A 25,207-nucleotide genomic window follows, 5' to 3' on the forward strand; every position below is an offset into this window, starting at 1 on the left:
CTCGTCAGAGGAAGGCGTGGCCCTCGCCCCGGTAGGTGGGCACGGTCGCCACGACCGCATCCGCCTCGACCAGGTGCAGCTCGTTGACCCGCTCGCACAGCTCACCCGCCTTGGCGTGCCGGAACCACACCCGGTCGCCCACGCGCAGGGTGGTCGCCGCCGCGCCGGACAGCGGGGTCTGCACCTCACCGGCACCTTCGGTGCCGACCAGCTTCAGGCCGGCCGGCAACCACGGTTGGGGGAGTCGGCTGTCGGCGGCCGGCCCGGAGGCGATCCAACCGCCGCCGAGCACGGTCGCCAGCTCCGGCGTCGGCCGGCGGACCACCGCGCAGGCGAAGAACGCCGCCGGGGTGGGCCGCCAGGCGCGGTACGCGTCGAACAGCGTCGGCCCGTACAGGCCCGATCCCGCGGTGACCTCGGTGACCGCGGGATCGGCGCTGGTCGCGGCCACGCTGCCGGTGCCGCCGCCGTTGACGAACTCCAGGTCGGCGTGCTCGCGTACCGCAGCCACCGCCGCGCCCCGGCGGGCCAGCAACTCGCGGTACGACCCGCGTTGGGCCAGCCTGATCGCTCCGGCCAGCAGCGTCTGCCCCGGCGGCGCGTCGCCCAGGCCGGCGATCTGCGCCTCGTACGACATCAATCCGACCAGCCGGAAGCCGGCGCGACCGGCCACGGCGGCGGCGAGCGCGCCGGCCGCCCGGGCGCTGTGCACCGGTGAGCGGCGGACACCGACGTGGACCCGCCCGCGCAGCGGTCGCCAGGAGGCGTCCAGGTCAAGGCAGAGCCGCAGCTCGGCGCGCTGCCCGGGGGCTCGGACGGCGTCGACGAGGTCGAGCTGCCCGGTGCTGTCGATCATGAGGGTGATCGCGGCGGCGAGTGTCGGGTCGGCCGCCAACTCGGCGAGCGCCGCCCGATCCACGCTCGGGTAGGCGACGAGCACGTCGTCGCTCACCCCGGCGCGCACCAGCCAGATCGCCTCGGGCAAGGTGAAAGCCATCACGCCGCGCCAGCCGGGTCGGCCGAGGGCTCGGCCGATCAGCTCCCGACTGCGGACCGACTTGCTGGCCAGTCGGAGTGGTTTGCCGGCGGCGCGGTCGGCCAGTGCGGCCGAATTCGCGTCGAATGCGGTGAGATCCACCACGGCGTAGGGCGGGTCGAGGTGCTCGGTCGCCCGTTCCAGGCGCTCGCGGAGTTTGTCGCTCTCGATGGCCACGTGTGCACGCTAACTGTCCGACGGTGAATGCGAAATACCCTCGCGTACGTCCGGGCTGCGGTCGGTGCCTCCGGCGGCCTAGGCTCAGCGAGCAGGAGAATGTCGCCGGTGGGGCGGCCCCCACCGGGTCTAGAGTGTTCCACCGGAGGAGCCCAGCGATGGGCCGGCACGTGGAGGTACGGCCATCGAAAGCCAGAACAGCGGCGAGTCGCGCGGCGTGTCGCGCTCGGGCGATCAGTCGAGCAACGCCGCCAACCAGCCCAGCGGTGGCCAGGTCGATCTGTCCGGTTACGCCGCGATCCGCTCGGTGCTGCGCATTCGGCCATTCCGGCGGCTTTGGATCGTGCTCGGCGCGGCCTCCTTCGGTGACTGGCTCGGCCTGCTGGCCACCTCCGTCTTCGCCGCCTCCCAGGTGCAGGGCAGCACCGCGCAGGGTGCGGTCTTCGGTGGTGTGATCGCCATCCGACTGCTCCCCGCCCTGGTGCTCGGCCCGGTGGCCGGCGTGCTCGCCGACCGGTTCGACCGCCGCTGGACGATGGTCATCTGCGACCTGCTCCGGTTCGTGCTCTTCGCCTCGATCCCGATGGTGGCGCTGGCCGGTGCCAGCGGCGGGATAGTGGTCCTGTGGGCGACCATCGCCACCTTCCTGATCGAGTCGATCACGCTGATCTGGATTCCGGCCAAGGAGGCCGCGGTCCCCAACCTGATCCCGCGCGCCCGGTTGGAAGCGGCCAACCAGCTCACGCTGATCACCACCTACGGCCTGACCCCGGTGCTCGCCGCAGCGATCAGCGCTGGCCTGGACCGCAGCGTCCGGGGCGTGACCGGCGGCAACTTCCCGGACTGGGCCGAGCCGGCGCAGTTGGCGCTCTGGTTCAACTCCCTGTCCCGGCTGGCCACCGCCCTGGTCGTCGCGTTCGGCATCAAGGAGATCAGCCAGGGGCAGACCGCAGAGGGCGACCGCCACGAGCAGAGCATGCTGCGCCAGTTCAAGGAGGGCTGGCAGTTCATCGGCCAGACCCCGCTGGTGCGCGGGCTGGTCCTCGGCATCCTCGGCGCGTTCGCCGGCGGCGGCATCGTCATCGGTACGGCGAAGTTCTTCGCCAGTTCGCTCGGCGCCGGCGACGCCGCGTTCTCGCTGCTCTTCGGTGCGATCTTCGTCGGCCTGGCGCTCGGCATCGGCCTCGGCCCGATGATCGTCAAGGAGATGTCCCGGCGCCGTTGGTTCGGCATGAGCATCGTGCTGGCCAGCGCCGCCGTGATGACCCTCGCCTTCGCCATCCACCTGTCCATGGCGATCGTCGGCGCGGTGCTGGTCGGCGCCGGCGCCGGCATGGCCTTCCTGGCCGGCACCACCCTGCTCGGCGGCGAGATCAAGGACGAGGTGCGCGGCCGGGTCTTCGCCGTGGTGCAGATCGGCACCCGACTGGTGCTGATCCTGGCCATCGCGCTGAGCAGCCTGCTCGCCGGTGTCGGTGGCTCGCGCAAGCTGGAGATCGCCGACCTGGGCATCTCCATCTCGTCGACCCGACTGCTGCTGCTCGCCGCCGGTGCCGCCGGCATCTTCGCCGGGATCAGCGCGTTCGGCCAGATGGACGACAAGAAGGGCGTCCCCGTCCTGGCTGACCTCTGGGGCTCGATCCGGGGCCGCCCGCTGATGCCCGCCGAGCCGTTCGTCTCCGCCGGGCTGTTCGTGGTGTTCGAAGGCGGCGAGGGTGCCGGCAAGTCCACCCAGCTCGCCGCGCTCGCCGAGCGGCTGCGCGGCCAGGGGCACGACGTCGTGGTCACCCGTGAGCCGGGGGCGACCGCGGTCGGCCAGCGGATCCGGTCGCTGGTGCTCGACACGTCCGGCGACGACGCGCCCTCCCCGCGTGCCGAGGCACTCCTGTACGCCGCCGACCGGGCGCACCACGTGGCCGCCGTGGTCCGGCCCGCGCTGGTCCGGGGCGGCGTGGTGATCAGTGACCGGTACGTCGACTCGTCCCTGGCGTACCAGGGTGCGGGGCGGACGCTCCCGGTCGACGAGGTCTCCTGGCTCTCCTCCTGGGCCACCGGTGGGCTCAAGCCCGACCTGGTGGTGCTGCTGGACGTCGAGCCGCGTACCGGCCTGTCCCGGGTCGTCTCCCGCAACGCGGGCACCGACCGGCTGGAGGCCGAGTCGGTCGCCTTCCACGAGCGGGTCCGGTACGCCTTCCTCGACCTCGCCGCCGCCGACCCGAAGCGCTATCTGGTGCTCGACGCGTCCCGGCCGGCCGACGAGATCACCGGGCTGGTGGTCCGGCGTGTGGAGGAGCTGCTCGGCAAGCCGGGCGGCATCGTGCACCCCCGCCCGGCGCAGGGTCCGGACACCTCGGTGCAGCCTGAGTTATCCGACGCGGAGCTGGTGACGATGGAGCACAAGACCTGATGCCGGACGTCTTCGCCGACCTGGTCGGCCAGGACGAGGCGGTGACCGAGCTGCGCCGGGCAGCCGCCGCTGCCGCCGCCGTGCTGCGTGCCGGCGCGGCCGACCGGGCACCCGCGCTGCTCGCCGCCGGCCCGGCCAGCGGTGCCGAGTCCGCGCTCGCGGCCGACGGTGCCGCGCCCGGCGCGGTGGACCCGTCCGCCGGGATGACGCACGCCTGGATCTTCACCGGCCCGCCCGGTTCCGGCCGCTCCGTCGCCGCGCGGGCCTTCGCCGCCGCCCTGCAGTGCGTGTACGGCACCGGCTGCGGCGACTGCCCCGGCTGCCGCACCACGCTGGGCGGCACCCACGCCGACGTCCGGCTGGTGGTGCCGGAAGGGCTCTCCATCGGCGTCGGCGAGATGCGTGCGCTGGTGCTCCGCGCGGCCAGCACCCCGTCCGGCGGGCGCTGGCAGGTGGTGGTCATCGAGGACGCCGACCGGCTCACCGAGGCCGCCGGCAACGCGCTGCTCAAGGCGATCGAGGAGCCTCCGCCGCGTACGGTCTTCCTGCTCTGCGCCCCGTCCACCCACCCGGACGACATCTCGGTGACCATCCGGTCGCGCTGCCGGGTCGTACCCCTGCGGCAGCCGCCGGCCACGGCGGTGGCCGAGGTTCTGGTCCGTCGGGACGGCATCGCGCCCGACGTGGCGCAGTGGGCGGCGGCAGCCGCGCAGGGTCATGTGGGTCGGGCCCGCCGGCTGGCCCGCGATCCGGAGGCCCGCAAGCGTCGTGAGGCGGTGCTCGCCGTACCGCGTCGGCTGACCGGCGTCGGCGCGGCGTTCGACGCGGCGTCCGCGCTGATCGAGGCGGCCGAGGCGGAGGCCGAGGCGTCGGTGTCCGAGGCCGACACGACCGAACGCAGCGCGTTGGAGCGGGCGCTCGGCGCGGGCGGCACCGGCCGGGGCGCTGCCGGGGCGATGCGCGGCGCAGCCGGGCAGCTCAAGGAGTTGGAGAAGCGGCAGAAGTCGCGAGCCACCCGGGCCCAGCGGGACGCACTGGACCGGGCGTTGGTCGACCTGGCCGGCTTCTACCGGGACGCGCTCACCATGGCGCTGCGCGCGCCGGTCGACCCCGTGCACACCGACACCGCCGCGCTGGCCGGCGCGGGGGCCCAGAAGTGGGACGCCGAGGGGTCGCTGCGCCGGCTGGAGGCCGTGCTCGCCTGCCGGGCGGCGATCGAGGCGAACGTCAAGCCACGGATCGCGGTCGAGGCCATGATGCTCGCCCTCTGGAAGGGCTGAAACCGCAGCCCTCCGGCCGTGGTCCCGCCTCGGTGGATCGTCATCCACAGGGCATCGACACGCGCGATTGCTGTGCGGTACGGTCCGGTGTGCCGTGGTGACGGTCGCAGCACGCTCAGTGAGGACCACCCGGGAGGAGTCGCCGATGCCGCGGGAGATCGACGAAGCCTGGATCGAGGAGGCGGTGCGGCGCTACCGCCGCATCGAATCGCTCCAGGCCGAGTTCGACCAGGCGGTGTCGACCGTCGAGGTCACCGTCCGCTCGCCGGACGGGCTGGTCGAGGTGGTGGTCACCGCCGGCGGTCGCATCACCGACGTCCGATTCCTCGGGCCACTGCACGCCCGCAGCCCACGGGACGTGGCCGGCTCCGTGCAGGCCGCGGTCACCGCGGCGGCCGATGCCGCCGAGTGGGCCCGCGAGAAGCTGCACAACGAGACGTTCGCCGCCTACCGACCGCTCGCGGGGGCCTGAGATGGAGGCACTGCGCGCTCTCTCCGCACGCCTGGACGAGGCGAGCGCCACGCTGACCGCCCTGTCCCACCGGGTCACCGCCAGCGACCCGGCCCAGGCGGCCTTCGGCGTGGACGCCCCCGGCCGACCCGGCGAGATCGGCCGTGCGCTGCACCGGCAGTGGGCCGCCGCCACCGACGACCGGGCTCGCGAGGCGCGGGCTGCGGCCCACCGGCTGGCCGCCGCCGCCTCGGCGGTCCGCGAGGCCGCCGACCGTTACGGCGACGTCGACCGGGCCGCCCGACGCCGCATCACCGGGGAGCGGTGATGGACCCGCTGGACCGGCTCGCCGACCCCGGCCTCGACCTGCTGCGCCGAGTGGACGCGTTGCTCGCCGCCGGTGTTCCTGAGGGGCACCGGGTCTGGCCGCTGCTGCGCCGGATGCAGGTGCTGCCGGGCGACGCCGTCTGCGGCTTCCTCGACCTCCACCCGGCGCCGCTCACCGGCGCCGGGCACGCGGTGCGCCGGCTGGTCCGGGGGTACGACGACGTCAGCGCCGCGCTCACCGACCCGGTGCTCTGGTCCGGCCCGGCCGCCTCGGCGTACGGGCAGGAACGCGCGGCGCTGCTGCGCCACCTCGACGAAGGCCCGGAGAGCCTGGTCGGGCGACTGGAGTCCACCGCCGGATACGCCGACGCGCTCGCCGACTGGGTGGAGGGCAGCCGCCTCGCCCTGGCCCGCACGTTGGCCGATGTGCTGCGCTCGGCCGAGGCGGTCGCCGTGGTGGCCGCCACCGCGGCTGGTCCACCGCATCGGTTCGAGCCGGTCGGGCCGGGCGTGGCCGACGCGGCCGAGATCGCCGCGCGGGTGCTGGCGGTGCTCTGCGTCGCGTACGACGGTGTCGAGACGTTGCTGCGCCAGTGGGCGCCGAGCCTGGCCGAGTCCACCTGGCGGCCGGCGGTGGACGGCCGCCCTCGCTACGACGAGCCCACCCGGGTCGGCTGGTAGTCGGTCGCCGTTACCCCGGACAGACCACGGGCGCCCGGCGCGAGCCGGCGACGCCTGGTCTTTTCCCTGCACCCCCGCAGGTCGACGGCCATGGATGGAAGCACGGCGTAGTCGTCCGGCGACGGCCGGAGCGCGGCACTGCCGTGGTCCGTCGTAGGGTGGGGGGATGGGCATGCTCTGCGCGGTCAGCTTCAACCGGTACGGGCGCCTCTACTACCTCGACCCGGGTGAGTTGCGCCCACAGGTGGGCGACAAGGTGCTGGTGCCGACCGACGACGGGCCCGAGGTGGCCGAGTGCGTCTGGGCCGCGCAGTGGGTGACCGAGGAGACCGACGGCTTCCCCCGGCTGGTGGGGCTGGCCGGTGACGACGACCTGAGCCGGGACGAGGCGCTGCGTCGGCGTAAGGCCGAGGCCAAGGTTGCGGCGAAGCGGTTGATCCGGGCGCACGGCCTGCCGATGAAGGTGGTGGCCGTCGACCATGTGCTCACCTCCGCCGACGGCGGCGGCGAACGCAGCACCGTCTACTTCACTGCCCCGCACCGGGTGGACTTCCGATCGCTGGTCCGGGACCTGGGCGCCACCCTGCACTGCCGGGTCGAGCTGCGGCAGCTCTCCGCTCGGGATTCCGCTCGGGTGCAGGGCGGCATCGGCTCGTGTGGGCGGGACCTGTGCTGCGCCACGTTCCTCAACGACTTCGAGCCGGTGACCATCCGGATGGCCAAGGACCAGGACCTGCCGCTGAACCCGCTGCGCATCTCGGGCGCGTGCGGCCGGTTGATGTGCTGCCTGAAATACGAGCACCCCCTGTACGCCCGATTTGCCGAGTCTGCGCCGGCCATCGGCAGTCGGGTGACGACGCCCGAGGGTGATGGCCGAGTGGTAGGACACAGCGTCCCGAAGGACTCGGTGACCGTGCGCCTGGACGCCGACGGCTCCCGCTGCTCCTGCTCCCGCGCCTCCGTCTGCGCCCCCCGCCAAGCCCACGACGAGCACTACACCCCCTAACCCCCCCCGGGCCGCCCCGCCCCCCACGCGGGGTTGATCATGAAGTTATTGCCCGTCGCCTCGGCGGGTCGTAGCAATAACTTCATGATCGACGAGGGTGATGGGGGGTTCGGCCAGGCGGGGGGTCAGGGGGGTTTTTGGGGTCAGCCAGCTGGCCGTGGGGGACTGGTCGGGGTTTACCTGCCAGTCGCGGGAAACCCGGTCCACCCCGATCGGGTAGATGGTCAGCGTGCCGTCCGGGTCGATGCGCAGCCGGAGGAACGACTTGGAGTCCTCGATGCCCTGCCCGGCGAACAGTTCGTTGACGTTCACCCCGAACGACCCCGCCACCAGCAGGTACGCCGCCACCAGTTGACTGGACAGCAGGCCGATCACCGGGCCGTACAGCACCACCGCGGCGACCGCCGGCAGAGGCCACGGCCAGTCGTAGAACGGCAGCGCCAGCCAGGCCCAGGTGCCGGCCGCGGCCAGCGCCACGTGCGCCACGCCGTGGCTGACGCCGAGGATCCAGTGCCGTACGTGCCGCTTGCCGCTCGCGTTGGGTGGCTGGGCGAACAGGACCGCCGCCACCACAGTGACCAGCACCATCGCCACCAGCGGAACGCTGAACAGCCGCTGCCCGGTGGCGTCGGCCCAGTTCGCGGCAGCGCCGGCCATGGCCAGCATCAGCAACGTGTGCAGGGTGCCGAGCAGGGTGGTGAAACCCGGATTGCGGAACGGCAGCCGGGCGAAGATGCCCCAGCCGTAGCGGCGGGAGCGGGCCGCGTCCGGATAGCGGGCCACCAGGTCGTACCGGCGGGCGCGGCTGGCCTTTCGCGCCAACGTGTCGCGCGGCGGCACCTCGATGCGCTCCGGCAACTTGTGGGTGGGGTACAGGTACGCCCCGCCGCCGCCGCAGGTGATCAGCTGCCGATCCGTCCCCGTGTAGCGGGCGTAGTGGTGCAGGTCGCCGGAGAGCAGCAACCGGACCTTCGCCCCGGTCGGGTCGATGATCGTCCGGATGAAGTAGTCGATCGAGTCGTACGCCGTCGGATGGTCGGCGGCCTTGACCCAGGTCGGCGCCGGCGCCGCGATGATCACCTTCGACTCCGGGCCGAGCCGCCGGGCCACCTCGTCGAAGTACGTAAGCTGCGGGTCGTCCAGGTACGAGCCGGACTGGTCGTCCACGCCGAGCAGCCACCAGCCCGCCGGCAACTCCACCGCGAAGTACGACCGCGACTGCCCGGTGCCCCAACCGCCGAAGTTCCGGTCCCGGGACCGGACGAACAACCGCAGGAACGCCGTCAGCCCGTCGTACCAGTCGTGGTTGCCGGGCACCGCGAAGAGCGTCGGCCGCTCCGACGGAGTGCCCGGCAGCGCCGCCTGGTAGGGGCCTTTGCACCGGTTCTCGTACTCCGCATAGGCCGCCGACGGGTACACCTGGTCGCCGCCCATCACCAGGGTCTGCGCCCGGGGCAGCCGATGCCCGTCCACGGTCAGTTCCGGTTGTGCCAGCAGGTACGCCACGGAGTAGGTGGCGTTGAAGCCGTCGCCCAGGTCGGCCACGTAGTCGAGCCAGAGCCCGCCATCCGGCCCGACCTGGCGGAAGATGCCGTCGTCGAACGCGTTCTGCAACTCACGCTTGTCCAGGTACGCCCCGAACAGCATCGCCAGCAGCGTCCGGAGGCCCGTGCTGATCAGCAGGAACGGGGCCAGCCACGGCACCGGCTTGCGCGGGGTGAAGCCCAGTTCAAGCGGGTCGGTGGAGCGCGGCCGGTGGGCGACCCGCTCCTTGGCCGGTACGGCATCGGGGCGGGCGTCCGTCGGATCGGGGGTGCGAGGGGTGTGATCGTCGCTCACCCGCCGCAGCCTAGTGCCGCTCCCGATGATCCGCTGTCCGGTAAACGTCTAGATGGCATCCGTTGTCCGGTTAGTGGCAGTGAGCGGAGCGGGGGTATCCCGTTCGGTCCACGGCCGGGGGTGCCGTACACTTGCTGATCGTTGCCGCCTTAGCTCAGTCGGCTAGAGCGACGCACTCGTAATGCGTAGGTCGACGGTTCGATTCCGTCAGGCGGCTCCACTGAAAGGCCCAGGTCACCGGCTTGATCGCCGATCATGACCTGGGCCTTTTGCTTACCGTCGCGAGGTCGAGCAGCCAAGCGAGCAGCCAACCTACTCACCGGACCACAGCGCGCCCTCCAGCCGTGCCGCAGCTTCCCGAGCCACCTCAGGGGCCACGTGGGCGTAGATGTTGAGAGTGACGCTGATCTGAGAGTGACCGAGGATCTCCATGACCACGCGGGCGGGCACGCCCTGGGCGAGAAGGACGCTGGCTGCCGTGTGCCGCAGGTCGTGAAGACGAACCTGCCGTAGGCCGGCCCGCCGGATGATTTCCCGGAACGACCGGTAGTCGTTACGCGGGTGGATGGGTGTGCCGACGGACGTGGCAAAGACCAAACCTGGGTCAGCCCAGTTGTCGACGTCGAACCGTTCCGCTGCCTGGTGTTCCTGGTGGCGGCGAAGTGCCGTGAGCACCGTGGGTGGCAGCGGAAGAGTTCGGCGAGACCGGGCAGTCTTGGTTTCCACGAAGACCAGAGCGCCCGTGTCAGGGTCACGCTGTAGCTGTCCTCGCACGCGGAGCGTTCCAGCGGTGAGGTCGATGTCATCCCACCGCAGTCCCAAGACCTCGCCTTGGCGGAGCCCGAGCGCGATCCCGATGAGCCAGCGAGCTTCCAGGGCGGAGGCCTTTCTGTACGTCTTCAAGGCGGCCCTGAACGGGCCGCACGCGCCGCCGCCTGGGCGCGCGCCGGCCGCTGCCGCTGTCGCTCTGCGGCCGTCACGCCTGATGCCCGGCGGCTGGCGCGGAGAGCGGAAAACCCTGAGGGCCGCCGCAGAAGGGACAGGATTTTGACCGGTGCGTGGTGGGCCGGCAGCCGGCCGGGCCGCGCGGCCAACCCGCGCGGCGTAGGAGAGCGCACGCCAGCCGCGTCGGCGAGCTGGCGGCGGGTGACGGGGCTGCGGTTAGTGCGCCTCCGGCGGGGGCGCTCCGGCTCCAGGATGGCCGAAGCTGCGTCGGCGAGTTGCGGTCCGTGGGTGGTTGCGGTAGGCCATCCCGCCTGCCATCAACCCGGGCGAGCCGAGCAGACCACCGCCCGACCCGCCAGCGTCCGTACGAACCGTCAAGGTCCGCTTGACGTGGCGGGCCGGGCGGCGGCCCGCTCCCCAAGAGGGCGGGTCGATGGCAGACGGGATGAAAGATGGCCAAGGTGTGTTGGCCTATCCGTCATTCGACTAGCGACCAGGACTATCGTGAAGTAGGCGGCGAACAGTCGCCCCTAGAGCCGCAGCCATACGAACCGGGACTGCATTTCCTATTTGCCGTTCGATCGAGCCAAAGTTGCCCTTGAACGTGTAGGTCGGCGGAAACGTTTGAAAAGCTGCCGCCTCGCGGAGCGTGAGGCCCCGATGCTCGGTTGGATGAATGAATGAGCCACATGCCGGAGTCGCGCACCTGGTAGTCATTGTCGGCGCGGGCTCGTCCATACGTACCCGACCATAGGAGGCCGTTGCGTTCCTAACGCGTAGGTTTTCATGGCAAGCCAACCGATGTTCCGGCGGCAGATCGAAACGATTGCCTCCAACAGGGACGGCTTTGATGCGGGCGAGGACCTTTGCCGAGTGAACGCGGTGCCTGTCAAGGTCGCCGCCTGCTTGCAGCGTGGCGGAAAGCTGCTCTAAGGCGGTCCGGACCGTCGTGGGCTTCTCCACGAACCACTCTCCGAGCAGATCAGAGAGCGCGTCGGGGAGAGGCTTACGTCGGCCCCGAATCGCCAGCATAATCAATCGCCGTCTCCGCTGGGGCACTCCGACCCAAGCAGCATCAAGACGGAAGGTCTTGATCTGATAACCAAGCTTGCGTAGGGCCATCTGAACGCGACTGAAACGCGCGTCTTTCTCAAGCCCTGGCACGTTCTCAAGTAGCACTGCGGAAGGCTTAAAGGCTCGGACGAAGCGAATCACATCGAGGACTAGGTCGTTGCGGTCGCTCGCTTCAGCCGAATCGCCGCCGGGACCCAGCGACGAGAATCCTTGACAGGGCGGACAAGCTTTCAGAAGCGTCAGCTCCCCCGCATCTAGACCCAACTCTCGGAGCATGCCGGCGGCGGTGAGCAACCGAATATCGCGGTCCCAAAGCTTGACATCAGGATGATTGGCTCTATAAGAAGCAGCGGCATCGGAGTCAATCTCCACAGCCCCGATGACGTCAAACCCTGCCACCCGAAGTCCCTCAGTGGCGCCCCCGGCGCCGGCGAACAAGTCGACGCATGTTAGGCGGGTCACGGCCGGGATGCTACCTGATCAAGGGAGTGCCGTGTACCCCACGCGCCGTAGTGGACAGTGCACAGCGGGGTAGCGGGCTCGCTCCTGATCGGACAGGATGCAGGTTCTAACGGCGAGGAGGTCCAGTGGACGAGACCTATCAACCTGGGGGACACGACCGCGCAGGCGGACCTCTGCAACCGGGCGATGCCATGGGAGCTCAAGGTGGCCGGCAGGTGCCAGCTGCGCGCTCGGCGGCTGACCAGGCACCCGCAGCACCCAAGTACACCATGAAGATCAGCCGGCTTACGATCGATAAGCTTGGCATCAAGCTCTACGACCGAGTCACGGCGGTTCTTGCTGAACTCATCGCGAACTCCTACGACGCGGATGCAGAAACGGTAACCATCACCCTGCCTTGGGGAACGCTACTTGCCCGTTCTGGCAAGTCCGGTCCGGGTGATCACATCAAACCCGCCGAAGACGGCGACGGGCCGCAGAGGGCGACCGAAGTAGCAGACCCGCAAGGCTCGCTGCTCAGCAGCGATGAGGCCGGTGGAGTCGATGGGCACGGGCAAGGGCACGAAATCCTAATTGTGGATGACGGCCATGGGATGACTTCGGAGGAGCTGAATAGGCACTATCTCTCAGTTGGCGCAGACCGGAGGAAGCGAACGGGTAGCGACAAGTCCCGCGACCGTCATCGGCCCGTGATGGGCCGCAAGGGTATTGGCAAGCTTGCTCCGTTTGGAATTTGCGAGACTGTTGAGGTGATCACCGCCGGAGGCGATAAAACCCCTCAAGGCTATAGGGTGTCACATATCGTTATGCGTTTGTCGGAAATGCTTGCCGACACGGATGACGAATACAACCCGGAACCGGGTGGACTTGATGGAACCTTCTTTAAGGATCCGGGTACGACCGTTAAGCTTAGAGATTTCTTCAGGAAGCGTGTTCCCAGTCGCGACGAGCTTGATAGGCAGCTTTCGGCTCGCTTCGGCCTCAGCCGCACTGACTGGATGGTCAGAGTCGTCAACTCGCTCCAGGAGGAGCAATCCTTCGAGCTAGGCACGTTGAAGATTGATTTTATGGACGATACCTATACGGACGTCTCTGATCTGCCGGTGAAGTATGAAGAAAACTTCCTTCCCGTCACGGGCTTTGTGGCTTACTCGAAAAAGCCGTATAAGGACCCGGCAATGGCGGGCGTTCGTATTTATGCCCGAGGGAAGATCGTCGCGCAGACGCGCGATTTCGATATCGGCGCGGGCTTCACTGGCGAATACACCCTTAGGTCATACCTTGTAGGTGAAATTCATGCCGAATGGCTGGACCAAGAAGACGACCTAGTGCGGTCTGACCGGCAGGACATCATCTGGCATTCGGATCAAGGCGAGGCGCTGCGGATCTGGGGACAGAAGGTGATTAAGACTCTCGCTAAGCGTGGCGCTGAAGCGATGAAGAAAGAACGGTGGGCCGAATTTGAAAAGAAATCTGATCTGAAGAAGCGGCTTGACCAAGCAGCGCCGAACGAACCGGAGCTGAAACACTCCGTGACCGAGGCGGCAAAGCTGCTCGTGAAGGATATCGATCCGGAAGCTCTGCAAGACCAAGACCATGTCGACCGGCTAACTGACCTTGCCTTCTCGATTGGCCCACACCAGACGCTCCTTGGAACCCTTAGGGAAGTTTCCGAAACAACAGCAACGACGGTTGACGCGGTCATGGCGCTTTTCCAAAGGGCTCGTCTAGTTGAGATGTACTCCCTCGGCCAGGTGGCTGAGGAGCGACTCGACGTGATTACGAAGTTGGAAGAATTGGTTGCCAACGGCAGAACGCTTGAGAGGCCGCTGCAAGAGCTGATCGAGCAGGCACCTTGGTTGTTGGCCCCAGAGTGGACGCCCCTCGGGATGAATGAGTCGCTGAAGCGAGTGCGGGCGAGCTTTGAGATTTGGTATGAGAAGGTATTCCGAAAGTCGGTCGTTACGTCTGCCATCGACAATGAGCGGAAAGAGCCTGACTTCGTTATGCTCAACGACGCCGGAGTTCTCTGGATCGTTGAGATCAAGCGCCTTGAGTACCACTTAACGGACGAAGAGTATCAACGCGGATTCGGCTACCTTGCTGCGCTAACGAAATTCCTTGACGATAACAAGGAGCTTGGCGACCAGTTCCCCATCCGACGGCTGACGTTTGTCTCGGACTACATTGATAGACTCAGTCCAGTATCGCTTTCGTCTCTAAATTCGGATCCTCGCGTGTCTCACCGGACCTGGCACGAACTCCTAGACTTCACGAAGCGCGCGCACCGAGACTTCCTAGAAAGGGTAGAGGCTTCCGGTGTCAGCCTCCGGGCAGGCGAAGTTCCCCTTGATGATGACGCCCTATTCGATGATCCGCACACACTGAATTAGTGGATGTCGATATAGCCGTCGACAACCGACGTGATGAGGGTTGGTTGCGTTGTTTAGTGGCAGTTGGGCGGTGCTTGAGCGAACAGGACGGTACCTGCTGACATTCACCAGCTGAGGAGAGCAGGTTCCCCCAGCGGGGCGGCCTGGCTCTCTACGAGGAACGGCTGTCGACAGCAACGCTGACAGCAACCGCGTCGGACGGCTGCACCCTAACGGGTGCCGGCATGGACGAAGCGCCGAGCGTGCAGCCGCTTCCGGACGTGCGCGGACGTGATGCACAGAGCTTGTAAGCGAGGCGTCGCAGTCGACCTGTCTGCCTGCACATGGGTTTGACAAGCATCGCTACCTTCCTAGCCGAGGGAGCGAAGGGCCAGGTGGCGATGACTCAAGTAGTTACCGCACTAACGACTGTCGTCGCGGTGCTTGCAGGATCAGCGGCTACGTACCTCGTTGGCAGGCTAGCGGATCGAGACAGGTTTGCCAGAGAGCTTAGGGTTCGCTGGGATCAGCGCCGGCTTGATGCCTGTCTGTCCTACGTCTTGGCAGCGAAGCTGGCGGGTACCGTCGCCATCCAGGTTCATCAACCCCGCATCGATGGTGCGCCCGAGACCGATCTTGCCGGATTGCTTCAGCAGCTAGGAGAGGCTGAGGGGCGCCGAGCCGAGGCGTTCGAGGCGTTACCCCTGCTCGCAGACGGCGACACCATCGAAGCCGCCCACGAGCTGAACCGCGCTACGTGGCAGCTTGCGCAAACCGCCCGGCAAGGCATGAAGCTGGATGAACAGGTTTGGCAGGGCCAGGCCGACAAGTGGGTAACTGCCCTGAACAACTTCCACTCCGCGGCTCGGGCCGGGCTGAACGTCCCGGGACGCTTCTCCAGACGAGACATCGCTGCATTGGTGATATCGCGCCCCGAGCGAGCAGCCGTGTAGGAGGCGGCAGGCGCGGGTGGATCCCGTTAAGCAGCCAAGCGAGCAGCCAAACCAGCGAACATGAGCGGACGATCGTGGACCGGGACGCCAAGGTGCGCAGGAGTACCAGGCGGTGGACCAGCGCCAGGCAACCGACTCGTAATGCGTAGGTCGACGGTTCGATTCCGTCAGGCGGCTCGGTACAGAAGCCCAGGTCATAGACCTGGGCTTCGCCGTTTCCCGGGCTCCGGCGCTGACCGGATGCCACAAACTCCGGCATCGTTATCTCACGCCGCGCACGCGATAGTCGTCGAGCGGATCGGCGCCATCCACGGCCGCGACATTGCCACGTACGGCCGGCCGGCAGGGCGGTCTGCCGGGGTGTGACACACCCTGGTTGACGGCCGCCGGACCTTGGAAGGTGGATTCATGGAATCCACAAACAAGGTCGTGCTGGTGACCGGCGCGAGCAGCGGAATCGGCGAGGCGGTCGCGCTGCGCCTGGCCCGCGAGGGACATCACGTGGTCGCGGGCGCCCGGCGGCGAGATCGGCTTGCCGCGCTCGCCGAACACCACGACAACATCCGGGTACGACGGCTCGACGTGACCGACCGTGGCGACGTCGCGGCGTTCGTCGACAGTGCGGTCGCCGAGTTCGGGCGGGTCGACGTGATTGTCAACAACGCGGGTCTGATGCCGTTGTCCCGGCTCGATGCCTTGCTGGTGGATGAGTGGGACCAGATGCTGGATGTCAACGTGCGGGGCCTGCTGCACGGCATCGCCGCCGTCCTACCGGTCTTCCAGCGGCAGGGCAGCGGTCACCTGATCACCGTCGCCTCCGTCGGCGCCCACGAGGTGGTGCCGACCTCCGCGGTGTACTCGGCGACGAAGTTCGCGGCGTGGGCGATCACCGAGGGTCTACGTCTGGAGGCTGACCCGAGCCTGCGGGTCACCACGATCACGCCCGGCGTCGTCGAGTCCGAGTTGGCCGAGTCGATCACCGATCCGGTCGCCCGTGCGGCCATGAAGGAGTACCGCAAGAACTCGATTCCGCCGGATGCCATCGCGCGGGCCATCTCGTTCGCCATCGAACAGCCGGCGGACGTCGACGTCAACGAGATCATCATCCGTCCGACCCGGCAGCGAGGCTGACATGTCCGGTATCGATCAACGCAAGGCGGTTGCCACCTTCTTCGCTACGGCGGCGCTCACCGCCTGCGGGACGGAGACACCGTCCGCGCCACTACCCGCGCAGGCAACGGCGCGGCCCTCGACCACCGAAACCACCACCCACGGGTACGTCGGGATGTGGGTCACCGCCGACAACCAGATCCGGCAGGAGTTGCTGGCCAACGGGCGATACAACGAGGCACGTGGTCAGCGGGACAGCGCCTACACCGGCCGGTACGAGGTGACCGGCGACCACATCGACTATTGGGATGACACCGGTTTCACCGCCGACGGCCGTTTCGAGGGCGATGTCCTGCACCACGGCGGCTACCTGTTCTATCGCGAGGGCAGCGCGGCCCACCGACAGGCTGTTGCTGCGCGCGGATCCGCCGGGCCCTCCTCCTCGTAGGCCGGGAGCGGCGGCCCGGCTCCACGCGGACGCGCCCTCGCCGGTTCCGCTGGTCGATCACACCGTTTCGGTGGTCCGCACCTCGTTCGCATCGCGGGCCGACGCCGCGTTCCGTCGCCTCGCGAACACGATGAACCCCGCCAGCAGGACTACGAGCCACATCGGCACCAGCACGGGAGCCAGTGCCGGCCAGATGGGCCACACCGGCTCGGCGAGGCCGTCCGTGAGGTCCGACCAGGTGAGGGCGACGCCCGGGAAGAGGCCGACTGCCACGAGCGCGACGACCAGGATGGGTACGGGCCGCCGTCGCCGCACCCCCAGCCAGAACAGGGCGGCGCCGGCGGCGGCGCCGAGGAGTGTGCCAGCGACCGTGGTGGCGAGGTACCCGTCCGGCGCGGACGGTGCGATGCTCAGCCTCGACCCGTTGGTCCCGTGGGTCAGCGTGGCCGTCAATCCGTCCCGTGTGATTCGCAAGCCGTCACACGGGGCGTTCGGTAAACGACTGAGGCCCTGCCATCCCCGCGCCGCCGCGTTGTGCCGCAGTTGGTCGGAGAGCGGGCAGTTGGCGCGGTCGCCGTACTGGAACTCCGCGTGAATGGAGCCGAAGTCGTCATCCGCCAGGAAGGTGCCGTACCGATAGCCGCGTGCGATCATCACCCCGCCGGTCACCTCCGCGTCAGGGAGCAGTTCGGCCGCGATGCTCTCCGTCTGGTCATGGCTGAGTGGTATGGCGCCGCGTCCGCCGTACCAGGAGCCGGCGCTCAGGCCGACCGTGCCCAGCAGCACCGCGCCGAGCAGTAGTACCGCGACGCCCCGCAGCCGAGGACCCACCGACCCACCCCCTGTGAAAGTGCGGCACGGCGCAGGCCCCCGGTGCTCGGCGACCCGGCCGTGCACCGGTCGAGGGCGACCGCGCCACGCTGGTGGCCGCTCAGTCTAGGGAGAACTCGCTACCCCCGATGCCCCGCATCACGTCGGGCGGCAGCAGCCGCACGCGTACCCCGTCGCGCGCGTTCGGCCTGGCCTTTCGGGACCTGCCGGAGGCGGGCGGTCCGTCACGGGTCGCGGCGCGCGAACACGATCCCGCCGAGCCGGCTCTCGGGCGAGACGAGGGTCGTCTGCGCCTCGACCGTGAAGCCGCCGCCGTGCAGCCAGGCCGCCATCTGGGCTGGCTGACGGCGGTGCACGTGGACGTTCATCGGGTGGCCGCCGTACCCCTGCGTCTTGAGGGTGGTCTCGTCGCCCACGTGGAAGCCGAGCAGCAGCGGGCCGCCGGGACGCAGCGCCCGCCGGAAGTGCGCCAGGACCGCGCCGATCTGGTCGTCGGGGATGTGGATCAGCGAATACCAGGCCAGCAGGCCGGCGACCGAGCCCTCGGCCAGCGGGAGGTCGGTCATGGAGCCCACCTCGAACCGCAGGCCGGGATGATCGCGCCGGGCCACGTCGATCATCGCCGGTGAGAGGTCGATGCCGAAGGCGTCGATGCCGAGCCCGTGCAGGTGCGCGGTGATGCGCCCCGATCCGCAGCCGACGTCCGCGACCGCTCCGTCACCGGCTGCCCGGACGAGGTCAGCGAACAGGGCGAAGGCCGCCCGTTCGTAGGGCGCTTCGGCCAGGAGGCCGCGCAGCAGGTCCGCGTAACTGTCGGCGACCGTGTCGTAGGAGGTGCGGGTGTCCGCCAGCCAGCCGTCCTCGCTCATGACGGCCACGCTAGACCGACGGCCACGCTAGACCGACGACCGGTGGCGCGGCGTCCGGTCCGACCCGGGCCCGCGCCGATGAGTTCGTGTCTCCGACAACGTCCATCCTGGAGAGACCATCCACCGGAGATCCTGGAGCCGATTCCATGACGTACGCCCCCGTGACCGTCAGCCTGCCCATCGCCGATCGTGTGACCGCACACCGCTTCTACTCCGACGGCCTCGGCCTGGAGGCGGTGGGGGAGTTGGCCGACGACGGTCTGCCGGAGCCATTGCAGTTCGTGGTCAACGACGGGTTGCGGCTGATGCTCATCCCGACCGGCGGCTTCGGCTGGGTGATCGGCCCACACGAGGTCGCCACGCGGGGTCAGAGTGAGTGCGTGCTCAGCCTCGGCGTCGCCTCTCCCGCTGACGCGGACGCGATCGTCGAGCGGGCCCGCGCCGCCGGCGCCGAGGTGCTCACCGAGCCAACAGCACAGCCCTGGGGGTACGCGGGGGCGTTCGCCGACCCGGACGGTCACCTGTGGATGGTGTCCGCTGAGTAGCGGCCAGACCCGGCAGGACTGTCGGTGGTGCCGGATACGGTCCGGTCGTGACAGTGACCACCGATGCCACCGGCATGTTGCCCACCGCCGCCGACGAGGCCCGACTGTGGGCGCTCATCGAGTCGGCGTGGGCCGGGCTCGACGCGGAGGCGCTGGCGCTGCGCCGGGCCCTCGTCGAGCGTGATCCCGACAGCGACGATGACGATGCGCGGTTCTACGCGATCGACGACTGGCTGGCCCCGTTCATCGCCCGCCTCGGCGCGCTCAGCGACGAGTTGTCCGCGCAGGAGTTGACCGACCTCGACCGGGTGGTGGAGCGCAAGCTCTACGACATCGACCGGGAGGACATCCACGAGGTGACCGACGGCTCGGACGACGGCTTCCTCTACTGCCGGGGCTTCATCGTCGCCCTCGGCCGGGCCTACTACGAGGCCGTCCGCGCCAACCCTGCTCTCGCTCTGGAGGACGCCGACTGCGAGGACATGTGCTATTTCTTCGCCCACCTGCACAACGACCGGTTCGGCGGTTGGCCGCAGACCGGCTCCGGCATCTCCCGGGAGTCGTTCGGCAACCCCACCGGCTGGTCGACCTGACGGCACGACGGCTGTCAAGACGCGGGGGCTGCCCAGGGCAGCGCGGGTGCCACCCCGGGCGCCCGCGTCAGGAGTAGATCGTCTTGGCGTACTCCGGGCCGTAGTGTTGTTCCAGCTCTTCCAGGCTCTCCACGGGTGCCTCGACCTCTTTGATGAGGCGCGCCCGGGCCGGCAACACGTCGGGCTGCCAGGTCTCCGGCTGCCACAGCGACGACCGCAGGAACGCCTTCGCGCAGTGGTAGAAGATCTGCTCGACCTCCACCACCACCGCGAGCACCGGCCGGTGCCCCTTGACCACCATGTCGTCGAACCAGGGTGCGTCCCGCACCAGCCGGGCCCGACCGTTGATCCGCAGCGTGTCGGTCCGCCCGGGGATCATGAAGATCAGCCCGACGTGCGGGTTGTCCAGGATGTTGCGGTAGCCGTCCGCGCGCTTGTTGCCCGGCCGCTCCGGCAGCGCGATGGTGGTGTCGTCCAACACCAGCGCGAAGCCGGCCGGGTCGCCCTTGGGCGACACATCGCAGCTGCCGTCCGCGCCGGCCGTGGCGATCAGGCAGAACGGCGCGGCGGCGAGCCACTGCCGGTCCCGTTCGTGCAGGCGGGCGCGATCCTTGTTGGCGGCCCGGGGGTGCGGCTCCCCGAGCAGCTCGCGTAACTCCTCGTGCGACGTGATCTCCACCGTCACGTGATCCTCTCCCAACCGTTTACCTGGGTGACGGACGCCACCATCGCCAAGCCTAGGCCGCGTGACCAGCGCGAGGTTTGTCCCCGCTCGCGCGGGGTAGGGCCTCACCCGACGCGCCCGCCGCACGCACCGTCCGCAGCACGCCGACCAGTGGAGGCCGGGATATGGAGAGCCGACTCAAGGTGCTGGGTCACCCAGTCCATCCGATGCTGGTCATGTTCCCGGTCGCGCTGCTGGTCACCGCGGTGCTCTTCGACGTGATCGACGCGGTCGGTGGGCCCGACTTCCTCGGCGAGGTCGCGTACTGGAACATCACCGTCGGCCTCATCGGCGGCCTGCTCGCCGCGGCGGCCGGCTCGTTTGACCTGCTGGCGATTCCGACGGGCACCCGCGCCAAGCGGGTGGGCCTGCTGCACGCCGGCGCCAACCTCGCGGTGATCCTGCTCTTCGCGGCCGTCTGGGCGGTGCGGCTCAACGCCGATTCCCGGGCGGCCGGTGGCGCGCTGATCGCCATCGAGGTGGTCGCTGTGGCGATCCTCGGGTGCAGCGCCTGGCTCGGCGGGGAACTGGTCGACCGGCTCGGTGTGGGCGTCGACCGTGACGCGAATCTGGACGCGCCCAGCTCACTGCGGCCTTCGACGACCTCCCATCGGGTCGGTGAGGGGCGATGAGTGAGCAGCCCGGCGGTTTCAGCCGTGGATGGCGGAGCCGGCAGCAGGGCTGGGACCCGATGGGTGAGCTGCAGTCGCTGCGCGCCGAGCTGAGTCGGCTGGTCGGCGGTCGGGCTGGGGCGTCCGACGTCGAGCTGACCGAGACCTCCGACGGCTGGGAGGTCGTTGTCCGGTTGCCCGGGGTGGCGCCGGAGGAGGTGGCGGTCGAGTTGGACGACCGGGAGCTGTGCGTGCGAGCCCGCTCCGAGGCGGAGGTCAACGCCGACCAGGGCATCCCGGGCGGTTTCGAGACGCGTGGCTTCGAGTACCGCGTCGACCTGCCGTCCCGGGTCGACCCGGACGGCATCGACGCGGTGATGGATCACGGGTTGCTGCGGGTCCGCCTGCCTCGGGCGGCCCGGCCCACGCCGCGCACCATCACCGTCGGCCGCACCGGGCCGCGCTCCACCGTCCTGTCCGGTGGCACGCCGATGCCGGGCGATCCCGCCGCGGACCGGGAGCTGCACCACCCGGACACCGTCGGCGAGATCGACCGGCCGTAGCGGTCAGCGTGGTCACCCCGTCCCTGCTCGGCCTGACGGCGGGGCTGGTCCCCGACGTGCGGCGGATCGCGGTGCTGCGGGCCAACGCGCTCGGCGACTTCATCTTCGCCCTGCCGGCGTTGGACGCGCTGCGCGCCGCGTACCCCTCGGCGGAGATCGTGCTGCTCGGCGCGCCGTGGCACGCGAAGCTCTGGTGTGACCGGCCCGGCCCGGTGGACCGGGTGCTGGTGGTGCCGCCGGCGCGCGGGATCCGCGACGCGGAGGCGGGTGAGCCGGCGTCGACGGTCGACGAGTTCGTGGCGGCGGCCCGTGGTGAGGGCTTCGACCTGGCGGTGCAGATCCACGGGGGTGGCGCCAACTCCAACCCGCTGATGAGCCGCCTCGGAGCCCGGGTCACCGTCGGGCTGCGCGCCGAGGACGCCCCGCCGCTGGACCGGTGGGTCCGCTACGTCTACTACCAGCACGAGGTGATCCGCTACCTGGAGGTGGTGGCCCTGGTGGGCGCGGAGGCGACCACCATCGTGCCGACGCTGACGGTCACCGACGCCGACCGGGCCGAGGCGGCCCGGGTGCTCGGCCCGGCGGACCGCCCCCGGGTGGCGCTGCACCCCGGCGCCACCGACACCCGTCGCCGCTGGCCAGCCGAGCGCTTCGCCGAGGTGGCCGGTGAGCTGCACCGCGACGGCTACGAGGTGCTGGTCACCGGCACGCCCTCCGAGCGGGAGGTGGTGGATCGGGTGGTCGCGGCGGCGGGGGTGCCGGTCCGGCCGCAGGTTGGCACGTTGAGCCTCGGCGGGCTGGCCGGCTGCTATGCCGGTTGCGCGCTGGTCGTCTCCAACGACACCGGCCCGCTGCACCTGGCCGCCTCGGTGGGCGCTCCCACGGTGGGGATCTTCTGGGTCGGCAACCTGATCAACACAGCGAACCCGTTGCGCGGGCGGCACCGGCCGATCTGCTCCTGGACGGTGCACTGCCCGGTCTGCGGTGTGGACTGCACGCCGGGCATCTACCCGCACCGGCCCGGCGACGGCGAGTGCCCGCACCGGGACTCGTTCGTTACCGACGTGCCGGTGGCCGAGGTGCTGGAAGCGGCCCGCGAACTGCTCACGCCGTAGTCACGCCGGCTGCGGGGTGTCCTCGTCGGCGAGCACGACCTCCCACGCCTCCACGTCCCGCTCGGTGACAGTGGTGGGGGACTCCAGGTGGTACGCGCCGCTGGGCAGGACACCCGCGCCGCCGTGCCGGGCCAGCACCGCGAGTTGGGCGGCCACGTCCTCGCCCTGGTGGTTCTCCTGCACCCGTCGCCAGAAGTCGAAGCCCCCGGAGTCGACGAGCTTGGCCCGGTCGTAGAGCACGCACCCGCCGACCCAGGAGACCTTGTACGCCCGCCACGCGCCGGGCGGCAGCGCCAACTGGGCGGTGATGTGCAGCAGGTTGGCCGCCGAGTGGATCCGGGCCCGGTCCCACTCGGCGGTGCCCGGCCGGATCCGCTCCGGTGCCGGTGGGCCCGTCCACTCCTGGTAGTGCCCGTGCGTGTCCGGCCGCACGTCATCGGTGTACGACAGCCCGTGCACCCCGTTGCCGACGAACCCGCAGCCCAACTCCTCGATGGCGGTGACGAGCCGGTGCAGCGCTCCCGGCTCCAGCCAGACGTCGTCGTCGAGGCTGAGCACGTACCTGGCGGCCGACGCGGCGAGCAGGTACGCGCGGTGTTCGGCCAGCCCACGCCGGGGCAGGCGGCGGGTCAGCAGCACCGGGTGACCCCCGTGCCGCAGCGCCCGCACCATGGTGGCCGCCGCGGGGTGGGCGTACGCCGGTTCCCCGTCGGACTGGTCGCTGACCACCACACCGAAGCCGGGTACGCCGTTCTGGGCGGCGAGCCCGGCGAGCGTGACCGCCAGCTCGGCGGGCCGGTTACGCGTCGGGATCAGCACGTCGACCAGCCGTTCAGTCCGGAACGACGCGGCGGTGCCGAGGTCGAGGGGCCGGTTCACGACGGTTGGGTGCGGGTGCTCAGCGACGGGTCGGGCTCCCGGCCGGTGTCGTGCGGCGACGCATCCTGGCTGTGTGACCGGATCCGCTCGATGATCGCCGAGGTGGACCGATCCGGCACGTACCCCAGGGTGCGTACCTGGCCGCCGAGCCGGCGTACCAGCGGGGCCTCCGGCACCAGCTCCGGCGGATAGTCCCCACCCTTGACGTACACGTCCGGCCGGACCGCCTCGATCAGCGCGGCGGGCGAGTCCTCCTCGAAGACCACCACGTGGTCCACGCAGGACAGCGCGGCGAGCAGGGCACCCCGGTCCTCGACCGGGTTGACCGGCCGGTCCGGCCCCTTTAGCCGGCGTACGCTGCCGTCCGAGTTGACCGCCACGATGAGCAGGTCGCCGAGGGCGCGGGCCTGTTCCAGGTAGCGCACGTGGCCTCGGTGCAGCACGTCGAAGCAGCCGTTGGTGAACACCACCGACCGTCCCGCGTCACGATGCCCGGCGACGATCGCGTCCAGTTCGTCGGTGCCGACCACAGCCGGATGCCCGCTGGTCTCCGGTGGCATGTCGAGGGCGGCGAGCAGGTCGTCGCGCAGGCACACGCAGGTGCCGGTGTCGGACACGGTGATGGTGGCCGCGAGCTGGGCGAGTTGGGCGGCGGTGGGCAGCGGCGCGTCGGCGGCCAGGGCCAGCGTCATCGCCGCCAGGTACGCGTCGCCGGCCCCCACGGCGTGGCTCGCCGGGACCGGGGTGCTGTGGCTGCGCCGCCGCTCGCCGTCGGCGCCGCCCACCACCGCGCCCTCGGTGTCCAGGGTCACCGCGACCACGTCGGCGCCGGTGTGTGCGCGCAGCTCGGCCAGGCGCGACTCGGCCAGCACGGCCCGGTCCACGCCCGCACCGGCCTCGGTGTTCACTGTGACGCCGGTGCCGGTGACGCTGAGTCCGTCGCCGGTGAGCGCCACCCGACCCTCGCTGGCGGTGGGTTCGCCCACCGGCCCGGGCCGGTCGCCGTTGGCGTCCGCACCGACCACCGCGACGCCGTCCGCGCGGGTCCCACCCGGCGCGGCGCCGACGGTCAGCTCCGACGGCCCGTCGGCGGGGTCACTGCCGGGGTGTTCCAGGTGCAGGTCGGTGCCGTTCGCCGGGCGAGACGCGCCGCCGGCACGGGCCAGCAGCCTCGTCGCCTCCGCGAAGCTGGGGGTGACCACGGTCGGTGCGAGGCCCCGCCAGTCGGCGAGGTCGTGGGCGTCCAGCGCGACCGTGGCGTACCGCTCCCGCTGCTCGACCAGCCAGGCGCGGACCGGCGCGGGCAGGGCACCCAGGCCGTAGTCGCAGACCACCAGGGTCGGTGCCTCCCCGCCGGCGGCGGCCCGCAGCTCCTCGGTGGCGCAGTCCAACGCCGTGAGCAGCCGGGACACCCCGTCCGGGTCGAGGGCGTCGTCCGGGTCGCCGGAGTCCTCCCGGAGCAGGATCTGGTTGCCGGCGAGCATCCGCCGCTTCACCGGGGTGGGCCGGCCGGGTTGGCTGACCGTACGGTCCCAGACGCCGGCGCGGTCCAGACAGTCGTGCAGTTCGTCGCCTGCCACGTCGGCGCCGACCGGGGCCACCAGGACCGCCCGTCCGCCGAGGGTGGCGACGTTGACCGCGGTGTTCGCCGCCCCGCCGGCAGCGGAGATCCGCCGGCGCAGGGTGAGGACCGGGGCGGGCGCCTCCCGGCAGAGCCGGTCGGAGTCGGCGAACCGCCACTCGTCGAGCATGGCGTCACCGACGATCAGGACCGGGCGCCCGAGCCAGCTCTCCACGACGGTGGCGAGCCGGCGCTGTTCCGCTGCTGCTCCTGCCATGCCTCCCCGGGTCCCCAACGCCCCCCGCGACAAACCTGCGGCCCTGCGGCCTGCGCAACGGCCTGACCCCC

24 protein-coding genes and 1 tRNA gene are annotated in these 25,207 nt (G+C 70.1%); 16 read left to right on the forward strand and 9 right to left on the reverse strand.

The genetic code is table 11. From position 1 onward, the window contains the following. Positions 1 to 4: 4 nt before the first annotated feature. Positions 5 to 1,213, reverse strand: coding sequence for an amino acid deaminase/aldolase (locus ABZ780_RS06155; RefSeq protein WP_357004095.1), 1,209 nt, complete (start codon positions 1,211 to 1,213; stop codon positions 5 to 7). Between the two features lie 307 nt (positions 1,214 to 1,520). On the opposite strand from ABZ780_RS06155, the gene tmk reads away from it, so the two are divergent. The 6 genes from tmk to ricT all read left to right on the forward strand — a co-directional run bounded on the left by tmk (position 1,521) and on the right by ricT (position 7,365). Further along, positions 1,521 to 3,620, forward strand: coding sequence for a dTMP kinase (tmk, locus tag ABZ780_RS06160; protein WP_357485316.1), 2,100 nt, complete (start codon positions 1,521 to 1,523; stop codon positions 3,618 to 3,620). Continuing rightward, complete coding sequence (locus ABZ780_RS06165) at positions 3,620 to 4,900, forward strand: DNA polymerase III subunit delta' (RefSeq protein WP_357484666.1); 1,281 nt, start codon at positions 3,620 to 3,622, stop codon at positions 4,898 to 4,900. The genes tmk and ABZ780_RS06165 overlap by 1 nt, the downstream gene beginning before the upstream one ends. 145 nt (positions 4,901 to 5,045) lie before the next feature. Then, positions 5,046 to 5,372: a YbaB/EbfC family nucleoid-associated protein gene (locus ABZ780_RS06170; protein WP_357004101.1), complete on the forward strand. Its 327-nt coding sequence runs from the start codon at positions 5,046 to 5,048 to the stop codon at positions 5,370 to 5,372. Between the two features lies 1 nt (position 5,373). Further along, positions 5,374 to 5,679 carry a hypothetical protein gene (locus tag ABZ780_RS06175; RefSeq protein WP_357004104.1) on the forward strand — a complete coding sequence of 102 codons (306 nt, stop codon included), beginning with the start codon at positions 5,374 to 5,376 and terminating at the stop codon, positions 5,677 to 5,679. Continuing rightward, positions 5,679 to 6,359, forward strand: coding sequence for a hypothetical protein (locus tag ABZ780_RS06180; RefSeq protein WP_357484668.1), 681 nt, complete (start codon positions 5,679 to 5,681; stop codon positions 6,357 to 6,359). The genes ABZ780_RS06175 and ABZ780_RS06180 overlap by 1 nt, the downstream gene beginning before the upstream one ends. Before the next feature lie 166 nt (positions 6,360 to 6,525). Next, positions 6,526 to 7,365: a regulatory iron-sulfur-containing complex subunit RicT gene (gene ricT / locus ABZ780_RS06185; RefSeq protein ID WP_357004110.1), complete on the forward strand. Its 840-nt coding sequence runs from the start codon at positions 6,526 to 6,528 to the stop codon at positions 7,363 to 7,365. A 45-nt stretch (positions 7,366 to 7,410) separates the two neighbouring features. On the opposite strand, the gene ABZ780_RS06190 is transcribed toward ricT, so the two are convergent. After that, a complete protein-coding gene (locus ABZ780_RS06190) occupies positions 7,411 to 9,204 on the reverse strand; it encodes a metallophosphoesterase (RefSeq protein WP_357484670.1) in 1,794 nt (597 codons plus the stop codon). A gap of 143 nt (positions 9,205 to 9,347) precedes the next feature. On the opposite strand from ABZ780_RS06190, the gene ABZ780_RS06195 reads away from it, so the two are divergent. After that, positions 9,348 to 9,424: transfer RNA gene (locus tag ABZ780_RS06195), tRNA-Thr, on the forward strand. 92 nt (positions 9,425 to 9,516) lie between these two features. Here the strand turns inward: ABZ780_RS06195 and ABZ780_RS06200 are convergent. Then, entirely contained in the window at positions 9,517 to 10,107 is a 591-nt protein-coding gene (locus ABZ780_RS06200) for a site-specific integrase (RefSeq protein WP_357004116.1), read from the reverse strand. Positions 10,108 to 10,635: 528 nt separating this feature from the next. After that, complete coding sequence (locus ABZ780_RS06205; protein ID WP_357004119.1) at positions 10,636 to 11,685, reverse strand: DNA cytosine methyltransferase; 1,050 nt, start codon at positions 11,683 to 11,685, stop codon at positions 10,636 to 10,638. 125 nt (positions 11,686 to 11,810) lie between these two features. Between ABZ780_RS06205 and ABZ780_RS06210 the strand changes: the two genes are divergently transcribed. The 4 genes from ABZ780_RS06210 to ABZ780_RS06225 all read left to right on the forward strand — a co-directional run bounded on the left by ABZ780_RS06210 (position 11,811) and on the right by ABZ780_RS06225 (position 16,568). Beyond that, entirely contained in the window at positions 11,811 to 14,078 is a 2,268-nt protein-coding gene (locus ABZ780_RS06210; protein WP_357484673.1) for an ATP-binding protein, read from the forward strand. Between the two features lie 539 nt (positions 14,079 to 14,617). Beyond that, positions 14,618 to 15,010, forward strand: a complete 393-nt coding sequence (locus ABZ780_RS06215) for a hypothetical protein (protein WP_357004123.1) — start codon at positions 14,618 to 14,620, stop codon at positions 15,008 to 15,010. A gap of 408 nt (positions 15,011 to 15,418) precedes the next feature. After that, a complete protein-coding gene (locus ABZ780_RS06220; RefSeq protein ID WP_357484675.1) occupies positions 15,419 to 16,141 on the forward strand; it encodes an SDR family oxidoreductase in 723 nt (240 codons plus the stop codon). A 1-nt stretch (position 16,142) separates the two neighbouring features. After that, positions 16,143 to 16,568, forward strand: coding sequence for an Atu4866 domain-containing protein (locus ABZ780_RS06225; RefSeq protein ID WP_357484678.1), 426 nt, complete (start codon positions 16,143 to 16,145; stop codon positions 16,566 to 16,568). 57 nt (positions 16,569 to 16,625) lie between these two features. On the opposite strand, the gene ABZ780_RS06230 is transcribed toward ABZ780_RS06225, so the two are convergent. Further along, complete coding sequence (locus ABZ780_RS06230) at positions 16,626 to 17,354, reverse strand: hypothetical protein (protein ID WP_357484680.1); 729 nt, start codon at positions 17,352 to 17,354, stop codon at positions 16,626 to 16,628. 269 nt (positions 17,355 to 17,623) lie between these two features. After that, a complete protein-coding gene (locus tag ABZ780_RS06235; protein WP_357484683.1) occupies positions 17,624 to 18,268 on the reverse strand; it encodes a class I SAM-dependent methyltransferase in 645 nt (214 codons plus the stop codon). 146 nt (positions 18,269 to 18,414) lie between these two features. On the opposite strand from ABZ780_RS06235, the gene ABZ780_RS06240 reads away from it, so the two are divergent. Continuing rightward, on the forward strand, positions 18,415 to 18,813 hold the full coding sequence (locus tag ABZ780_RS06240; RefSeq protein WP_357484686.1) for a VOC family protein: 399 nt from the start codon (positions 18,415 to 18,417) through the stop codon (positions 18,811 to 18,813). 47 nt (positions 18,814 to 18,860) lie between these two features. Then, positions 18,861 to 19,406 (forward strand): DUF4240 domain-containing protein, encoded by a 546-nt coding sequence (locus ABZ780_RS06245; RefSeq protein ID WP_357004138.1) that lies wholly within the window; start codon positions 18,861 to 18,863, stop codon positions 19,404 to 19,406. Positions 19,407 to 19,473: 67 nt separating this feature from the next. On the opposite strand, the gene ABZ780_RS06250 is transcribed toward ABZ780_RS06245, so the two are convergent. Then, positions 19,474 to 20,091: a pyridoxamine 5'-phosphate oxidase family protein gene (locus ABZ780_RS06250; protein WP_357484689.1), complete on the reverse strand. Its 618-nt coding sequence runs from the start codon at positions 20,089 to 20,091 to the stop codon at positions 19,474 to 19,476. 164 nt (positions 20,092 to 20,255) lie between these two features. Here ABZ780_RS06250 and ABZ780_RS06255 point away from each other — a divergent pair, with 164 nt between their 5' ends. The 3 genes from ABZ780_RS06255 to ABZ780_RS06265 are packed head-to-tail and all read left to right on the forward strand — an operon-like array spanning position 20,256 to position 22,419. Next, positions 20,256 to 20,762 carry a DUF2231 domain-containing protein gene (locus ABZ780_RS06255; RefSeq protein ID WP_357484692.1) on the forward strand — a complete coding sequence of 169 codons (507 nt, stop codon included), beginning with the start codon at positions 20,256 to 20,258 and terminating at the stop codon, positions 20,760 to 20,762. Then, the gene (locus ABZ780_RS06260; RefSeq protein WP_357004147.1) at positions 20,759 to 21,304 is read left to right on the forward strand and encodes an Hsp20/alpha crystallin family protein; all 546 of its coding nucleotides are present in this window, start codon (positions 20,759 to 20,761) and stop codon (positions 21,302 to 21,304) included. Before ABZ780_RS06255 ends, ABZ780_RS06260 begins: the two co-directional genes overlap by 4 nt. A gap of 8 nt (positions 21,305 to 21,312) precedes the next feature. Further along, a complete protein-coding gene (locus tag ABZ780_RS06265; protein WP_357484694.1) occupies positions 21,313 to 22,419 on the forward strand; it encodes a glycosyltransferase family 9 protein in 1,107 nt (368 codons plus the stop codon). On the opposite strand, the gene ABZ780_RS06270 is transcribed toward ABZ780_RS06265, so the two are convergent. Both ABZ780_RS06270 and rfaE2 read right to left on the reverse strand, forming a co-directional pair. Continuing rightward, positions 22,420 to 23,298 (reverse strand): glycosyltransferase, encoded by an 879-nt coding sequence (locus ABZ780_RS06270; protein WP_357484697.1) that lies wholly within the window; start codon positions 23,296 to 23,298, stop codon positions 22,420 to 22,422. Continuing rightward, the gene (rfaE2, locus tag ABZ780_RS06275; protein ID WP_357484700.1) at positions 23,295 to 25,136 is read right to left on the reverse strand and encodes a D-glycero-beta-D-manno-heptose 1-phosphate adenylyltransferase; all 1,842 of its coding nucleotides are present in this window, start codon (positions 25,134 to 25,136) and stop codon (positions 23,295 to 23,297) included. Before rfaE2 ends, ABZ780_RS06270 begins: the two co-directional genes overlap by 4 nt. Positions 25,137 to 25,207: the final 71 nt, after the last annotated feature.

Origin of the sequence: Micromonospora sp. NPDC047467 (assembly GCF_040643095.1) — a bacterium.
Taxonomy (GTDB): domain Bacteria; phylum Actinomycetota; class Actinomycetes; order Mycobacteriales; family Micromonosporaceae; genus Micromonospora.

Bases quoted from the DNA above. Each gene is read 5' to 3' on its own strand.
- rfaE2 (WP_357484700.1), bottom strand. From the start codon at position 25,136: ATGGCAGGAGCAGCAGCGGAACAGCGCCGGCTCGCCACCGTCGTGGAG.
- ABZ780_RS06170 (WP_357004101.1), top strand. From the start codon at position 5,046: ATGCCGCGGGAGATCGACGAAGCCTGGATCGAGGAGGCGGTGCGGCGC.
- ABZ780_RS06175 (WP_357004104.1), top strand. From the start codon at position 5,374: ATGGAGGCACTGCGCGCTCTCTCCGCACGCCTGGACGAGGCGAGCGCC.
- ABZ780_RS06255 (WP_357484692.1), top strand. From the start codon at position 20,256: ATGGAGAGCCGACTCAAGGTGCTGGGTCACCCAGTCCATCCGATGCTG.
- ABZ780_RS06165 (WP_357484666.1), top strand. From the start codon at position 3,620: ATGCCGGACGTCTTCGCCGACCTGGTCGGCCAGGACGAGGCGGTGACC.
- ABZ780_RS06180 (WP_357484668.1), top strand. From the start codon at position 5,679: ATGGACCCGCTGGACCGGCTCGCCGACCCCGGCCTCGACCTGCTGCGC.
- ABZ780_RS06235 (WP_357484683.1), bottom strand. From the start codon at position 18,268: ATGAGCGAGGACGGCTGGCTGGCGGACACCCGCACCTCCTACGACACG.
- ABZ780_RS06240 (WP_357484686.1), top strand. From the start codon at position 18,415: ATGACGTACGCCCCCGTGACCGTCAGCCTGCCCATCGCCGATCGTGTG.
- ricT (WP_357004110.1), top strand. From the start codon at position 6,526: ATGGGCATGCTCTGCGCGGTCAGCTTCAACCGGTACGGGCGCCTCTAC.
- ABZ780_RS06225 (WP_357484678.1), top strand. From the start codon at position 16,143: ATGTCCGGTATCGATCAACGCAAGGCGGTTGCCACCTTCTTCGCTACG.
- ABZ780_RS06260 (WP_357004147.1), top strand. From the start codon at position 20,759: ATGAGTGAGCAGCCCGGCGGTTTCAGCCGTGGATGGCGGAGCCGGCAG.
- ABZ780_RS06220 (WP_357484675.1), top strand. From the start codon at position 15,419: ATGGAATCCACAAACAAGGTCGTGCTGGTGACCGGCGCGAGCAGCGGA.